Raw genomic sequence first — 14,413 nt, 5'->3', positions numbered from 1 at the left:
AAATTATAAAGACATGGCTAAGAAAGTAGTTGCAACCCTAAAAACGGGTACAGGTAAAGAATATTCGAAAGTTATTACAATGAATAAATCTCCAAAATCTGGCGCTTATTCATTCAAAGAACAAATTGTTCATAACGATCACGTTAAAGATGCTATTGCTGGTACACACAGTAAATAATTCTATTAACAGATAACATTAAAGCCGTTCCGTATTATCGGAAGGGCTTTTTTTATTTCAACATCATTCTATGGGTTTATTCGATTTTTTTAAGAAGAAAGAAACTGCGCCTGAAGCTCAAGAGGCTTTAGAAAAAGGTTTAGAAAAAACTAAAGAAGGTTTTCTAAGTAAAATCACAAAAGCTGTTGCAGGTAAATCTACAGTTGATGATGATGTACTTGATAACCTAGAAGAAGTATTGGTAACATCTGATGTGGGTGTAAGTACAACTCTAAAAATCATCGATCGTATACAAGCTCGTGTAGCAAAAGACAAATATCTTTCTACTTCTGAATTAAATCATTTATTGCGTGATGAAATTCAACTTTTATTAGCTGAAAATAACAGTAACGATTTTCGCAGCTTCGAATATGGAGACCATAAACCTTATGTAATAATGGTGGTGGGCGTAAACGGAGTAGGTAAAACTACTACTATTGGTAAACTTGCTCATAAACTTAAGGCAGAAGGTTTAAAAGTTGTTCTTGGTGCTGCAGATACTTTTAGAGCGGCCGCTGTAGAGCAAATAAAACTTTGGGGTGAACGTGTTGGAGTAAGGGTTGTAGCGCAAGCAATGGGTTCAGATCCTGCTTCTGTAGCATTTGACACGCTACAATCTGCAGTTGCAAATAATGAAGATGTTGTAATTATTGATACAGCTGGACGTTTACACAATAAGGTTGGGTTAATGAATGAGCTAGGTAAAATCAAAAATGTTATGCAAAAAGTAATTCCAAATGCACCACATGAGATTTTGTTAGTTTTAGATGGCTCAACCGGTCAAAATGCGTTTGAGCAATGTAAACAATTTACCGAAGCTACCGACGTTAATGCATTAGCGATCACTAAACTAGATGGCACCGCTAAGGGTGGGGTAGTAATTGGTATTTCAGATCAATTTAAAATTCCCGTAAAATATATTGGTGTTGGCGAAAAAGTGGATGACTTACAGTTATTCGACAAAAAAGATTTCGTTAACTCGTTGTTCAATTAATATGATTACTAAAAATAAACTTGTTAAACCTATCGTTAAGCCTAAAATCAATGTAATTACATTAGGTTGCTCAAAAAATACTTACGATTCTGAAGTGTTAATGGGACAACTACGTGGCAACAATCTATCAGTTGAACATGAATCAAATAACATTGGGAAAGATGATATTATTGTTATCAATACCTGTGGTTTTATCGATAATGCAAAACAAGAATCTATTGATACTATTTTACAGTACAGTCAGTTAAAAGATGAAGGTAAAATAGCAAAAGTAATTGTAACTGGCTGTTTATCTGAACGCTACAAACCAGAATTAGAATCAGAAATTACAAACGTTGATGCTTATTTCGGCACTAACGATTTACAAAATATATTGCACAGTTTAGGTGCAAACTACAAACATGAGCTAATAGGAGAACGGTTACTAACGACCCCTTCTCACTTTGCTTATTTTAAAATTGCTGAGGGCTGCAATCGCCCATGCTCTTTTTGCGCTATTCCATTAATGCGTGGCAAGCATGTATCAAGAGACATGAATGAGTTAGTTAATGAAGCTAAAATCTTAGCAGCTAACGGAACAAAAGAACTCATTTTAATTGCTCAAGACCTTACCTATTACGGTTTAGATATCTATGGAAAACGTAACCTTGATGAATTATTACGCCGTTTATCAGATGTAAAAGGCATTGAGTGGATTAGATTACAGTATGCTTATCCTTCTGGTTTCCCAATGGAGATTTTAGATGCGATGAATGAACGCGAAAACATTTGCAAATATCTGGATATGCCTTTACAGCACATTACAGATAACATGTTAAAATCTATGCGTAGAGGTATTTCTAAACAAAAAACCATCGATATTGTAAATGACATTAGAGCAAAAGTTCCTAATATTGCCATGAGGACTACTTTAATATGTGGTTATCCGGGTGAAACAGAAAGAGATTTTGAAGAAATGTACAATTGGGTAGAAGAAACTCGCTTCGATCGTTTAGGTTGTTTTACCTATTCTCACGAAGAAAAAACCCATGCTCATCAATTGGTTGATGATGTACCTGAAGAAATTAAACAAGCTCGTGTTGATGCAATTATGGAATTACAACAGGGTATTTCTTTTGAAATCAATCAAGAAAAAATTGATAAAACCTATAAAGTATTAATCGACAGAAAAGAAGGTGATTTCTTTATTGGACGTACTGAATTTGATAGCCCTGAAGTTGATAACGAGGTTTTAATTGATGCGAACTCTGGTTATGCCGCTAATGGTAGTTTTGTAAATGTAAAGATAGACCGTGCAGAAGATTTCGACCTGTATGGACAAATTGTAAAATAATTGAGCTACTGTAGCTTTGACAACTTTATTTTGCAACTTGCCGAAAAATTGTCAAAGCTTAAAACTAAATGAAGGCAAAATATATCTCTTATCAGGATACCCATTCATTCTCTAAACTAGTTTTAGATTATGTTAATGATGAAGAATTTCTAAAATCTTTTTATAGTTTCCGCCCAGAAATGGATGGTTTAAAAAAAGCTGTCGATGCCAGAAATTTCAAGGGAAATAGAGCAGAGTTAGTTGAGGTTTTAAATCACCAATATCAAAATGTAAAAACCAATAAATCTGTTAAACATAATATTGGTTTATTGGCAAATGAAAATACTTTTACAGTTACAACTGGCCATCAGCTCAATTTATTTACCGGACCTTTATACTTTATTTATAAAATTGTAACTACAATAAATTTAGCACTTGAATTAAAAATTGCTTATCCCGAAAAAAACTTTATTCCTATTTACTGGATGGCAACTGAGGATCATGATTTTGAAGAAATCAATCATGTTAGTGTTGATGAGAAAAATATCAGTTGGATACAAAAAACAAATGGTGCAACTGGTAGATTAAGTACAAAAACCGTAGAGGCTGCAGTAATGGCCTACAAGGCTTATTTAGGCATTAGCAAAAACGGCAAAAAATTAGCAAAATTAGTAGAAAACGCATATCTTAATAATGATAATCTTGCTGACGCAACTCGTGTGCTGGTAAATAGTTTATTTGAAAATTATGGTTTGGTAATTATCAATGCTGATGATGCCACGCTAAAAAGACAGTTTAGTTCTATTATTAAACAAGATATAATTGAACAAAACAGTGCTCACCTAACCGAAAAAACAAGTGAAACTTTAGAACAACAAGGTTATAAAACTCAAGTAAATGGAAGAGACATTAACTTCTTTTATTTGGTTGACAACCTTCGGGAGCGAATTATTGAAAAAGGCAATCTTTATACAGTTAACCACACGGAAATCAGTTTTACTAAAGAAGAAATATTGACTGAGATTGAAAATCACCCAGAAAGATTTAGTCCAAACGTAATTATGCGGCCTTTATATCAAGAAGTGATTTTACCAAACATTGCCTACATTGGCGGTGGTGCTGAAGTATCTTATTGGATGCAATTGAAAGCTAATTTCGATTTTTATAAAATAGACTTCCCTGTATTATTATTGCGCAATTCTGCTCTATTAATTGATAAGCGCAGTGCTGAAAACTTAGCAAAGTTAGGCTTTAAATTAGAAGATGCTTTTTTATCAACTGAAGAATTGCAGAAAACTTGGATTAAAAACAATAGTGATTCCAACCTAAGTTTAGCTGATGAGATGAGGGCTATTCAATCAACTTTTGATCAGATTAAGCTCAATGCTTTTAAGATAGATAAGACATTGGAAAAATCTGCTGATAGTGCAAAAACAAAAACCAATCACCTATTAGCTAACTTAGAAAAAAAGCTTTTCAGGGCAGAAAAAAGAAAACACGATGTTTCTTTAAAGCAGATTGAAAATGTAAAAAATAGACTATTTCCTAATGGTACTTTGCAAGAAAGAGTAGTTAATCTTGCTCCCATGTATGTAAACTATGGCGATGATTTCTTATCATCGCTAATTGAAAACCTACAACCTTTAGGAGGAGATTTTACGTTGATGCTGCCAAATTAAACAAGTCAGAAAGACCGAAAGTCGGATTCCAAATCGCAATACGCTTTACCCAATTCTATACTCAAATGAACTTCATCACCTTTACTGAAGAAAAACTTAGATTATTTACACATTCTGTTTTTAAAAAAATGGGGTGTTCAGACGCACATGCTGAATTGGCAACAGATGTTTTAATCCGATCTGACCTGAGAGGCATTGATTCTCATGGCGTAGCTCGCTTAAGTGGTTATGTGCGCCTTTGGGAAAAGAAGAGAATTAACCCTACTCCAAATATTAGAATAGTTCACGAAACACCTACTACAGCTACCATTGATGGTGATGCAGGTTTGGGATTAGTTGTTGCCCCATTTGCTATGCAAGTAGCAATTGAAAAAGCAGAAAAATATGGTAGTGGTTGGGTTGCTGTTAAAAATTCTAATCACTTTGGCATAGCTGGCTATCACTCATTAATGGCAGTAGAGAAAGATATGATTGGAATTAGCATGACTAACGCAAGTCCCTTGGTTGCACCCACTTTTGCAAATGAACGTTTATTAGGTACAAACCCAATGTGTTATGCTTTCCCAGCAGGCAAATATCCTCCAGTAATTGTAGATATGGCAACTGCCGCTGCCGCAAATGGCAAATTAGAAATTGCACAAAGGGCAAATAAGGACGTTCCAGAAGGATGGATCCAAGATAAGAATGGTAATTCTTCTATAAATCCTAATGAATTAAAAAATGGAGGGTCATTACTCCCATTGGGTAGTGATAAAGACCACGGAAGCCACAAGGGTTATGGATTAAGTGCTACAGTGGATATTTTGTCGGCAGTACTTTCTGGAGCAAATTATGGGCCATGGGTACCCCCATTTGTAGCTTTTTTAGAGCCATCAGCAAATCCAGTTGGTGAAGGTTTAGGACATTTTCTAGGCGCTATGCGTGTAGATGGTTTCCGACCTGCGCAAGACTTTAAAGATCATTTAGACAATTGGATTGAACGGTTTAAAAGTGCCAAAACCATAGATCCAAATAAAAAAGTGATTATTCCGGGTGAACCAGAGCATGAATTTGAACAAGAACGAAAAATAAGTGGTATCCCAATTATTGATGTAGTTGTAAATGATTTAAACGAATTAGCCTGCAAATTGGGAATTGAAGAATTATAAAATTAAAAAACCCCGATAAAAATATCGAGGTTTTATTTTACTTAGAGATTCCTCGCTGAGCTCGGAATGACAAATTCTTTTAATGTATTCCTTTAAAAATTCTGCTCCAACGAATTTTGCTAAACCATGATCCACTGCTATCAAAGCTCATCCAAATGAATAGCGCCTTGCCTACAACATGATCTTCTGGTACAAATCCCCAATAACGAGAATCTGCAGAATTATGACGGTTGTCACCCATCATCCAATAATAGTTCATTTTAAAAGTGTATGATTTGGCAATCTTATCATTAATATACCAATCACTTCCTTTTTTCTCTACTTTATTTCCTTCGTATGTTCTAATTGCTCTATAGTATAAGGGCATCGTATTGCTATCAATCTGAACTGTCCAATCTTTTGCAGGAATTTTTATCGGACCAAAATTATCTCGATTCCACTTACGATTTGGATCATGAGGGAATATACCTCCCCCTTCTATTTGTTCTGCTGTAGCAGAATCCATGGTTGCTGATTTTACAAAATCTAATTTCTTAAGTTCTTCGATCATCTCCGCAGAAGCATTAGCCAAATAAGTATCAGGCGTTTCTTGCTGCATTTCTCCAGTAACAAATCCTATATCTTCAAGTAATTTCAAATTAACTTCTGTGGTGTTAAACTGAATACGATAAGGCATCATTCCGGTATTTTTTAACGGCTCATCTTTACCATTTACGTTTACAATGCCATTTTTCATACTTACAACATCACCAGCAATACCGATACAACGTTTAATATAATTTTCTCGTTTATCTACTGGTCTGCTTGTAATGGTATAATCACTATTTGTTTTCGCCCAACCATATATCCTTACATTATCATAATAGCTCGGATTTTGATTCTCTAACATTACTGTATCTCCTTCGGGGAAATTAAATACAACAACATCATTGCGTTTAATATCCTGTAATCCTGGCAATCTTCTGTATTTCCATTGGATACCATCATAATAAGCCTTTGTAGTAGCCGTAAGCGGCAAAGTATGATGAGAAAAAGGGAAGGCAACTGGTGTCATCGGAATACGTGCACCGTAGTTCACTTTACTTACAAATAAGAAATCTCCAACCAATAAAGACCTTTCCATAGATCCTGAAGGAATAGTATAGGCCTCAATAAAAAATACCCTAATAATGGTGGCTGCAACTACCGCAAAGATGATGGCATCTGTCCACTCTCTTGTTTTACTTTTTTTCTTTTTTGGTTCGGCATTCTTGTTTTTCTGCCAGAATTTCCAATTCATATTTTAAGCATTAAAATTAAATACATCAGCTATATTATAAAAACCTTGTTTGTTTTGTAGCCACTCTGCAGCAACTACAGCACCTAAAGCAAAACCTGCTCTACTATGTGCAGTATGTTTAATCTCAATTTCATCTACTTCAGAACTGTACACTACTGTATGTGTTCCTGGTACATTTTCAATTCTATGAGATTCTATTAATAATTGATCATTCTTAATCACATCAGGTATTTGAGTACCAACTACCTCATTTAGCCATTCAGACTTACGATCTAATTCTTCAATTATTTCTTCTGCAATTGTCATTGCCGTTCCACTTGGCGCATCTAGCTTTTGTGTGTGGTGTATTTCTTCAACTTGCACTTCGTAAGCAGGATAATTATTCATCAGCCTTGCTAATACTTTATTTAAATGAAAGAAAAGATTTACGCCAATACTAAAATTAGAGCCGTAAAGTAAGGTATTGTTACTACTTAAACAATCATTTTTAATTTCTTGCAGTTTCCCATACCATCCGGTTGTACCAACAACTACAGGTAAATTGGCTTCAAAACACTTATAAATATTATCTACTGCAGCATCTGGCGCACTAAAGTCTATGGCAACATCTGCCTTTTCTAAATTAGAAACTGTGAAATCTTCTAAATTATCAATACTGATTTTTAGCACAACTTCATGTCCTCTTTCTATGGCGAAACGTTCAATAATTTGACCCATTTTACCATAACCCAATAATGCTATTTTCATAATTTGAGCGTTAGTTTTAATGCTGGTGCAGCAGGTGCTGAGTAACCATACATTGTATTTGAATTTATTAATGATGGAGCTATTCTAATAGACAAAGTTTCATCTATATTGAAATATTTTAGGCGCGTAGTAACGTATGCATCTAATACATTTAATCCATAAATACCTACCAAAGAAATCAAGACAACCTGACTATTACGTTTGTAAATATTTTTAGCTACCGTTAAGGCGGGTGTGTTAGTATATTGAGCTAAATTTCCATTAGGATCTGGTTTATCACCATTCGCTTGCCTATATTGTAGCTCCGTTAAAAATCTTTTATATTGCTCTCTATTATCGATATAAGACATTACTAGTATGGTGCCACCAGCATATATTGCAGCTGTTTTACCTATGATATATAGTTTTTGAGCTATTCTTTTACCTTTTACCCTGCCATTTTTAACATCGTCCACCACTAAGCCATAATTATACATCTGGCCCAAACCTGGAAAAATAAGCGATTTCATAGCTGCTTTATGAGCAGCAATTTTCCCCTGATTTACATATGTTCCAGAATCTACAAATAATTTCTCCTTGGTGGTGTCTGCCGGCTTTTTAGTTACAGGATTTTGCGCCTTTGCCGTAGCAAAAGTTAAAAGCGTTACAATTAAAAGGAATATTGACCGCATTACCAATCTAAAAGTTCAAGTATTCTATTTAGATCGTCGTTAGAAACGAAAGGAATTTCTATGGCGCCTTTGCCATTTTCATTTACTTTCAATTTAACTTTGGTAGCAAATTTAGAAGCTAGATCTTTTTGTAGTTTCTGATATTCAAAAGAAATGCCAACTGGATTTGATTTAGGTTTGATTTGTATATGATGGATGCTTCTAACCAATTCTTCAACCTTACGAACGGATAAACCTTTATCTAAAATTTCTTGATGAATAAATAATTGTTTGTCCTGTTCTTCTACACTAATTAAAGCACGAGCATGTCCCATTGATATTCTACCATCACGAATTGAAGCTTGAATAACTGGCGGTAATTTTAATAAGCGTAAATAATTACTTACTGTGGTACGATTTTTACCAACCCTTTCACCTAATTGCTCGGGTTTTAGTTTACATTCATCAATCATCATTTGAAAGCTTAAAGCAACCTCAATGGCGTTTAAATTTTCACGTTGAATATTTTCTATCAATGCCATTTCTAGCATTTGCTGATCGTCTGCCGTGCGTACGTAAGCCGGAATTTGGGTTAAACCAGCCAATTTTGAAGCTCTTAACCTACGTTCACCAGAAATTAGCTGATATTTATTTCCATTCTTTCTAACCGTAATTGGTTGAATTAAGCCTTGAACCTTTATCGATTCTGAAAGCTCATTTAAAGCAACTTGGTCAAATTCTGTACGAGGCTGATAAGGATTAGTTTCTATATCATTGATATTAACTTCACTTATGCTACCAATTTGTGCCGTTTGTTCTAAACTATCATTGCCATTTTTTGGAGGATGAACCGAATCGTTATCATCTAAAAGTGCACTTAATCCTTTTCCTAAACCAGTTTTTCGCTGAAAAGATGTCATCTAAATAATTTATATGGTTGCAGTAGTTACATCTTGCTCTTCGGTTACCAAACCGTTTTTACGAACAATTTCTCTAGCTAAGTTTAAATAATTAATAGCCCCTTTACAATTTGCATCATGCATAATAACAGAAACACCATAACTTGGTGCCTCACTTAAACGTGTATTACGTTGTATAATAGTTTCGAAAACTAAATCTTGGAAATGCGTTTTCACTTCTTCTACTACTTGATTAGATAAACGTAATCTCACATCATACATTGTCAACAAAATGCCTTCAATCTCTAATTCTGGATTTAAACGGTTTTGAACAATTTTAATTGTGTTTAATAATTTACCTAAACCTTCTAATGCAAAATATTCACATTGTACTGGAATAATAACAGAATCTGCAGCAGTTAATGAGTTAATAGTGATTAAACCCAAAGATGGTGAACAATCAATGATAATAAAATCATACTGATCTTTCACTTTCTCTAAAACAGCCTTCATTTTATACTCGCGGCTAGTTAGGTTAATCATTTCAATTTCAGCACCAACTAAATCAATATGAGCGGGCAATAAATCTAAATTTGGTGTTTCAGTTTTAACAATTGCATCTAGCGGATCAACATCATTGATGATACATTCATAGATACTATTTTTAATATTCCTTGGGTCGAAACCAATACCTGAAGTAGAGTTTGCCTGTGGATCTGCATCAACTAAAAGCGTTTTATACTCTAAAACCGCTAAGCTGGCAGCTAAATTTATAGACGAAGTAGTTTTACCTACACCGCCTTTTTGATTTGCTAAAGCAATAATTTTACTCATCTATTTTTTTAAAAAAATGGTCTAAGCTAGGCTCGACTTTATTTTACATTAATTAGCTGAAAAAAATGCTATTTTTGTACAAAACAAGCACTTTTTAACAATTAGCTAAGATACAAACTAAAACCTAATATTAGTATTAAAGCCATAAGTGTTTTACACATCTTATCAACATTTTTTAAGCATGATTACCATTATATCTGGCACAAATAGACCTGCAAGTAATACGTTAAAAGTGGCAAAATATTATCAGAAAGAGCTGGTTAAAAAGGGCTTGGAAACAAACTTATTAAATTTACAAGATTTGCCAGAAACCTTAATTGGTTCAGATTTATATGGCAAAAGAAGTGAAGCTTTTCAAAAAATTCAAGATTTAGTTAGCGCAACAACAAAGTTTTTATTTGTTATTCCAGAATATAATGGAAGTTTTCCAGGTGTTTTAAAAGTCTTTATAGATGCCTGTGCTTTTCCTGAAAGTTTCTATGATAAAAAAGCTTGTTTGGTAGGTATTTCATCTGGTAAATATGGAAATATCCGAGGTATTGAACATTTTAATGGCGTTTGTGCTTATTTACATTTAAATGTTATGCCCTTGCGTTTGCACATTGCCAGCATTAAAACTGAGTTGGATCAGCAGGAAGGTTTTTTTAAAGAGGATACTTTGCAATTTGTAAACCAACAGATAGGCAAATTTATTAATTATTAAGTTCAGCTTCTCTTTTGATTTTTATAATAATCATAAATCAACCATAAAACCCCAATCCCAATTGCAAGCCCGTAAAAAAATGGAGTGTAATGAGTTGAAGAGAGACCGATTAACAACATAGCGTTAAATGATTACTAGCTAAACCCCAAACCTGATCCACTTATCGCCCTCTGATCCAAAAATAAAGAATCCAGGATGTAGCATTTCTGCAAAGTCTTCTACCAACATCACTGCGTTAGTTGGTGTGCGCAATTTGTTAGCATCATCATTCAACAAAATAATGCGTCCGTTTTTTACTGCAGACCAATTTGGATCTAATAATGCAGGTACTTCACGCATTAAATCATTTAAACCCTTGCCAGGTTGATAGTAAATAATATAAACCGCTCCTAAAATGTCTGTTTCGAGTATTCCTCCAGCTGCATTAATTTCATCAGCCAAAACCAGATTTTGCATATTGAAGGTATCTAAGCAAACCACTGGAACTTTGTCCATGAATTTAATTTTATGTGAAACGATAGCTACACGTTCGTGTAATTCTTCACGTAAAATTTCATCATTTTCAGTATTTATGAGCTCATTTAAAAAAGACATCTGAATTATTTATTAATTTGTACAAAAATAGTATTCCTAAACTGATGCGTAGAATTATAAAAGATATTTTTTCTGTTTTTTGTTTGATAATAATTGTTTCTTGTAAAGGAAAAGATGATAATGACGGCAAAAAAGTATTCAATATTAACTTAGATCAAAATGTTACTTCTTTAGACCCAGCTTTTGCACGCAATCAAAATGCAATTTGGATGATTAACCAGCTTTTTAATGGTTTAGTGCAAGTGGATAAAAACTTAAACACAATGCCTTGCATAGCAAAAACATGGACCATTTCTAAAGACAATCTCATATATACTTTTAAACTTAGAGATGATGTATTTTTTCAAGATGATCCACTCTTTAAAAATGGAAAAGGAAGAAAAGTAGTTGCAGAAGATTTTGCTTATAGTTTTTACCGCTTAATAGATCCTAAAATTGCTTCGTCTGGAGGATGGATTTTTAGTGATAAAGTAAAAGATGCCACTAGTTTTAAAGCTTTAAATGATACTACATTTCAAATCACCTTGGTTAAGCCTTTCCCAGCTTTCATGCAATTGTTAACTGCTCAATATTGCTCTGTGGTTCCGAAGGAGATAGTAGAGCATTATGGAAAAGATTTTAGAAATCACCCTGTAGGAACTGGGCCATTTAAGTTTAAATATTGGAAAGAAGACGAGATATTAGTTTTGCTTAAAAACGAAAATTATTGGGAAAAGGATGGCAACACTCGCTTACCTTATTTAGATGCTGTAAAAGTTACTTTCATTAGTGATAAGCAAAGTGCTTTTATGAATTTCATTAAAAAAGAACTAGATTTTTTTAACAGTGTGGATGGAAGCTACCGCGATGATATTTTAACAAAAAGCGGAAAGATGACAAGTAAATATAAAGGCAAATTTCAATTGAACAGAGGACCTTATTTGTGTACCGAATATGTTGGGATTTTGGTAGACACTTCTAAAGCTTTAGTAAAGAATTCTCCATTGAGGTTAAAAAAAGTAAGACAGGCGGTTAATTATGCTATTGATAGGCCAAAGCTAATTAAGTACTTAAGAAATAGCATTGGTACACCTGCTACAAGTGGTTTTATTCCTAGAGGAATGCCAGGGTTTGATAGCGCACGAGTTAAAGGCTACAATTACAATCCAGCACTGTCAGCGAAGTTACTAGCAGAAGCAGGATTTCCGGGAGGTAAAGGAATGCCTGAAGTTACCTTAAGCACCTCTACAACTTACAGAGATTTAATTGAGTTTATACAAGGAGAACTCGCCAACATAGGCATCAAAGCTAAGGTAGATGTTAGCCCTAGTGCGAGCTTAAGAGATTTAATGGCAAAGAATGAGGTGAATTTCTTTAGAGGGTCGTGGATTGCCGATTACCCTGATGGCGAAAATTACTTATCTGTTTTCTATTCTAAAAATAGAGTACCATTCGGACCAAACTATACTGGCTATTTTAATGACAAATTCGATAAATTATTTGAGCAAAGTTATTTTGAAAGTGATGCCAAAAAGAGGTATGAATTGTACTATCAAATGGATAATATGGTAATGGAACATTCTTCTGTAGTGCCCATTCTGTACGATCAAGCAGTTGTAATGCTTCAGAATAACATTAGCGGCTACATGATGAACCCTTTGAGCTTAATGGTTCTAAAACGTGTAAAGAAGAGGTAAGGTATTGTTTAATTGTTGGATTGCTGAAAAGAGTACTGTCATCAGGGCAGTGTCTAAGCGCACCGCTGAAGTCTTATGTAAACCCCTAATTAATAGTATTTTGCCTGATTTAGTCCTTTTTTAATTTTAGTTTCATCATAATGTCCGTCTGTTCATCATTACCCAATTTAAAAATGTGTTTATCAAATTCAATAAAACCATTTTTCTTGTAAAAGTTAATTGCTCTTGGGTTTTCTTCCCAAACTCCTAACCAAACATAGTCAGCATTTTTCTGTTTGGCTACTTCAATCGCTTTGTCGTACAGAATTTGCCCTACTTTTTTACCGTGAAAATCTTTGAGCACATAAATTCTTTCAATTTCAAGTGCTTTATCGTCTTTAAGTTCTGTTTGAGATGCTCCAAAGTTTAGTTTTAAGTAACCAATTACATTATTTTCAATTGAAGCAGAGTAAAACTCAGCGTTTTCATCGCTTAATTCGGCTTTTAATTTGTTAATGGAAAAGCCTTCATCTAAATAATTTTTCATGTTTTCTTCGGTATTGCTTGCCGAAAAAGTTTCGTAAAAAGTTTGCCTACTAATTATTTGCAATTGGTCAATTTCACTTAATGATATTTTTTTTATGTCAATATTTTCCATTTATTTAGATTTTGGGTAGAGTTTTGTATTTGTTTATTAATATCCCCTACAAATTAAACGTTTCTAAATGAATATACTTTACTTAACATGCTGTTATTGAAAGTCGCTTGGTCAGAATTTTTCTATCTGTAAATTTGGGAAATGTGATGAGCATAGCTATAAAGCTAATTTCCCTATAAGTTTCTAGATTTGATTTCTTCTTTCATTTCTTTTAAAGAGTTCAAATTTACAATTACTATTGGCAGTAATGCAATAGGAATGACGCTAAAAGCACTGAAACCTTTTTTAAAAGCTAAAAATACGTTGATGATGAATAACACAAGTATTGCTCCAGCAAGCATAGCCGTGATGGTTTTTAATGATTTTTCGCTTTTAAGCAATTCTTCATTACTCAATTCTGATAAGTTTTTCTTGCTCATTTTAACATTTTATTATTAGTTAATTCAATGCTCTTTATAGCCCCAATTGGGGTGATTATTATGTTTTTGCTAGCTTTAGGCACATAAAAATAATATACGCTATTTGAGTTGATAAGAGAAATTTGTTCAGTTCCTCCGTTGCTGTAATTTAGTGTGTAGTCATATTTTAGTTTATATTTTTTTATTCTTTGAGCCATAAAAAAACCCTCAGCAGACCCATAGCCCAAATAAACTGACAATAAACCAATAGCAAGAAACTTAATGGAAATAACGAAATAATATCTTTTAATTTCGATTTCTGGTAAATCTACTTTGGTGTGCTTTAATTCGAATATTCTTTGCACCCATTTTTTATGATCATGTTTATGTAAGATTGATGGCAAATGGTAACTGAATGCAAAGATGGCGATAGTGATTAAAAATGTAAGTGGATTGGCAGTAAGTGTGGCAATTGGACTTATTAAAATATCCATTATGGTGGAGTATTTTAAAATATTAATCCCTAGTTGATAAAAGAGAACACTTTCTTTTAATATGCCCATAACCACTAAAAAAAGATAGCCAAAGGGTATTAGTTTTTGTAGGTCTTCTGAAAATTTCATTTAATAATTTATAGGTATAACAC

The 14,413-nt window shown here is 33.7% G+C and carries 16 protein-coding genes; 7 read left to right on the top strand and 9 right to left on the bottom strand.

What is annotated here, in order from left to right:
- The first annotated feature begins 13 nt into the window (after positions 1 to 13).
- From FA048_RS12410 to FA048_RS12390, 5 genes are all read left to right on the top strand, one after another.
- Entirely contained in the window at positions 14 to 178 is a 165-nt protein-coding gene (locus FA048_RS12410) for a DUF4295 domain-containing protein (RefSeq protein WP_136841452.1), read from the top strand.
- 70 nt (positions 179 to 248) lie between these two features.
- Entirely contained in the window at positions 249 to 1,211 is a 963-nt protein-coding gene (gene ftsY, locus FA048_RS12405) for a signal recognition particle-docking protein FtsY (protein WP_136841450.1), read from the top strand.
- Position 1,212: 1 nt separating this feature from the next.
- Entirely contained in the window at positions 1,213 to 2,544 is a 1,332-nt protein-coding gene (gene rimO / locus FA048_RS12400; RefSeq protein ID WP_205943480.1) for a 30S ribosomal protein S12 methylthiotransferase RimO, read from the top strand.
- Between the two features lie 68 nt (positions 2,545 to 2,612).
- Entirely contained in the window at positions 2,613 to 4,202 is a 1,590-nt protein-coding gene (bshC, locus tag FA048_RS12395; protein ID WP_136841447.1) for a bacillithiol biosynthesis cysteine-adding enzyme BshC, read from the top strand.
- Positions 4,203 to 4,267: 65 nt separating this feature from the next.
- The gene (locus tag FA048_RS12390) at positions 4,268 to 5,350 is read left to right on the top strand and encodes an Ldh family oxidoreductase (RefSeq protein ID WP_136841445.1); all 1,083 of its coding nucleotides are present in this window, start codon (positions 4,268 to 4,270) and stop codon (positions 5,348 to 5,350) included.
- A gap of 79 nt (positions 5,351 to 5,429) precedes the next feature.
- Here the strand turns inward: FA048_RS12390 and lepB are convergent, their stop codons facing one another.
- Genes lepB through FA048_RS12365 form a run of 5 tightly spaced genes read right to left on the bottom strand, consistent with a single transcriptional unit; the run spans position 5,430 to position 9,759 of the window.
- Positions 5,430 to 6,629, bottom strand: a complete 1,200-nt coding sequence (gene lepB, locus FA048_RS12385) for a signal peptidase I (protein ID WP_136841443.1) — start codon at positions 6,627 to 6,629, stop codon at positions 5,430 to 5,432.
- Between the two features lie 3 nt (positions 6,630 to 6,632).
- Positions 6,633 to 7,376, bottom strand: coding sequence for a 4-hydroxy-tetrahydrodipicolinate reductase (dapB, locus tag FA048_RS12380; protein ID WP_136841441.1), 744 nt, complete (start codon positions 7,374 to 7,376; stop codon positions 6,633 to 6,635).
- Positions 7,373 to 8,047, bottom strand: coding sequence for a DUF5683 domain-containing protein (locus tag FA048_RS12375; protein ID WP_136841439.1), 675 nt, complete (start codon positions 8,045 to 8,047; stop codon positions 7,373 to 7,375). Before FA048_RS12375 ends, dapB begins: the two co-directional genes overlap by 4 nt.
- Positions 8,047 to 8,946, bottom strand: a complete 900-nt coding sequence (locus FA048_RS12370; protein WP_136841437.1) for a ParB/RepB/Spo0J family partition protein — start codon at positions 8,944 to 8,946, stop codon at positions 8,047 to 8,049. The genes FA048_RS12375 and FA048_RS12370 overlap by 1 nt, the downstream gene beginning before the upstream one ends.
- 9 nt (positions 8,947 to 8,955) lie before the next feature.
- On the bottom strand, positions 8,956 to 9,759 hold the full coding sequence (locus FA048_RS12365) for a ParA family protein (protein WP_136841435.1): 804 nt from the start codon (positions 9,757 to 9,759) through the stop codon (positions 8,956 to 8,958).
- 181 nt (positions 9,760 to 9,940) lie between these two features.
- Here FA048_RS12365 and FA048_RS12360 point away from each other — a divergent pair, with 181 nt between their 5' ends.
- On the top strand, positions 9,941 to 10,462 hold the full coding sequence (locus FA048_RS12360; protein WP_136841433.1) for an NADPH-dependent FMN reductase: 522 nt from the start codon (positions 9,941 to 9,943) through the stop codon (positions 10,460 to 10,462).
- A gap of 138 nt (positions 10,463 to 10,600) precedes the next feature.
- Here FA048_RS12360 and FA048_RS12355 read toward each other — a convergent pair whose 3' ends face one another.
- Complete coding sequence (locus FA048_RS12355) at positions 10,601 to 11,056, bottom strand: substrate-binding domain-containing protein (RefSeq protein WP_136841431.1); 456 nt, start codon at positions 11,054 to 11,056, stop codon at positions 10,601 to 10,603.
- 44 nt (positions 11,057 to 11,100) lie between these two features.
- Between FA048_RS12355 and FA048_RS12350 the strand changes: the two genes are divergently transcribed.
- A complete protein-coding gene (locus FA048_RS12350) occupies positions 11,101 to 12,732 on the top strand; it encodes an ABC transporter substrate-binding protein (RefSeq protein ID WP_136841429.1) in 1,632 nt (543 codons plus the stop codon).
- A 109-nt stretch (positions 12,733 to 12,841) separates the two neighbouring features.
- Here FA048_RS12350 and FA048_RS12345 read toward each other — a convergent pair whose 3' ends face one another.
- The 3 genes from FA048_RS12345 to FA048_RS12335 form a co-directional block, all read right to left on the bottom strand.
- Positions 12,842 to 13,369 carry a GNAT family N-acetyltransferase gene (locus tag FA048_RS12345; RefSeq protein WP_136841426.1) on the bottom strand — a complete coding sequence of 176 codons (528 nt, stop codon included), beginning with the start codon at positions 13,367 to 13,369 and terminating at the stop codon, positions 12,842 to 12,844.
- A 173-nt stretch (positions 13,370 to 13,542) separates the two neighbouring features.
- Positions 13,543 to 13,788 (bottom strand): redox-active disulfide protein 2, encoded by a 246-nt coding sequence (locus FA048_RS12340; protein ID WP_136841424.1) that lies wholly within the window; start codon positions 13,786 to 13,788, stop codon positions 13,543 to 13,545.
- The gene (locus FA048_RS12335; protein WP_136841422.1) at positions 13,785 to 14,390 is read right to left on the bottom strand and encodes a hypothetical protein; all 606 of its coding nucleotides are present in this window, start codon (positions 14,388 to 14,390) and stop codon (positions 13,785 to 13,787) included. The genes FA048_RS12340 and FA048_RS12335 overlap by 4 nt, the downstream gene beginning before the upstream one ends.
- Positions 14,391 to 14,413: the final 23 nt, after the last annotated feature.

The organism is Pedobacter polaris (assembly GCF_005116505.1).
GTDB classification, from domain to species: Bacteria; Bacteroidota; Bacteroidia; order Sphingobacteriales; family Sphingobacteriaceae; genus Pedobacter; species Pedobacter polaris.
The sequence above is the reverse complement of the archived record's forward strand: the minus strand, read 5'-3'. Positions and strand labels throughout refer to the sequence as shown.

What these genes read in the sequence shown, in the direction of transcription:
- FA048_RS12410 (WP_136841452.1), top strand. Translation starts at nt 14, where the DNA reads ATGGCTAAGAAAGTAGTTGCAACCCTAAAAACGGGTACAGGTAAAGAA.
- ftsY (WP_136841450.1), top strand. Translation starts at nt 249, where the DNA reads ATGGGTTTATTCGATTTTTTTAAGAAGAAAGAAACTGCGCCTGAAGCT.
- rimO (WP_205943480.1), top strand. Translation starts at nt 1,213, where the DNA reads ATGATTACTAAAAATAAACTTGTTAAACCTATCGTTAAGCCTAAAATC.
- bshC (WP_136841447.1), top strand. Translation starts at nt 2,613, where the DNA reads ATGAAGGCAAAATATATCTCTTATCAGGATACCCATTCATTCTCTAAA.
- FA048_RS12390 (WP_136841445.1), top strand. Translation starts at nt 4,268, where the DNA reads ATGAACTTCATCACCTTTACTGAAGAAAAACTTAGATTATTTACACAT.
- lepB (WP_136841443.1), bottom strand. Translation starts at nt 6,629, where the DNA reads ATGAATTGGAAATTCTGGCAGAAAAACAAGAATGCCGAACCAAAAAAG.
- dapB (WP_136841441.1), bottom strand. Translation starts at nt 7,376, where the DNA reads ATGAAAATAGCATTATTGGGTTATGGTAAAATGGGTCAAATTATTGAA.
- FA048_RS12375 (WP_136841439.1), bottom strand. Translation starts at nt 8,047, where the DNA reads ATGCGGTCAATATTCCTTTTAATTGTAACGCTTTTAACTTTTGCTACG.
- FA048_RS12370 (WP_136841437.1), bottom strand. Translation starts at nt 8,946, where the DNA reads ATGACATCTTTTCAGCGAAAAACTGGTTTAGGAAAAGGATTAAGTGCA.
- FA048_RS12365 (WP_136841435.1), bottom strand. Translation starts at nt 9,759, where the DNA reads ATGAGTAAAATTATTGCTTTAGCAAATCAAAAAGGCGGTGTAGGTAAA.
- FA048_RS12360 (WP_136841433.1), top strand. Translation starts at nt 9,941, where the DNA reads ATGATTACCATTATATCTGGCACAAATAGACCTGCAAGTAATACGTTA.
- FA048_RS12355 (WP_136841431.1), bottom strand. Translation starts at nt 11,056, where the DNA reads ATGTCTTTTTTAAATGAGCTCATAAATACTGAAAATGATGAAATTTTA.
- FA048_RS12350 (WP_136841429.1), top strand. Translation starts at nt 11,101, where the DNA reads ATGCGTAGAATTATAAAAGATATTTTTTCTGTTTTTTGTTTGATAATA.
- FA048_RS12345 (WP_136841426.1), bottom strand. Translation starts at nt 13,369, where the DNA reads ATGGAAAATATTGACATAAAAAAAATATCATTAAGTGAAATTGACCAA.
- FA048_RS12340 (WP_136841424.1), bottom strand. Translation starts at nt 13,788, where the DNA reads ATGAGCAAGAAAAACTTATCAGAATTGAGTAATGAAGAATTGCTTAAA.
- FA048_RS12335 (WP_136841422.1), bottom strand. Translation starts at nt 14,390, where the DNA reads ATGAAATTTTCAGAAGACCTACAAAAACTAATACCCTTTGGCTATCTT.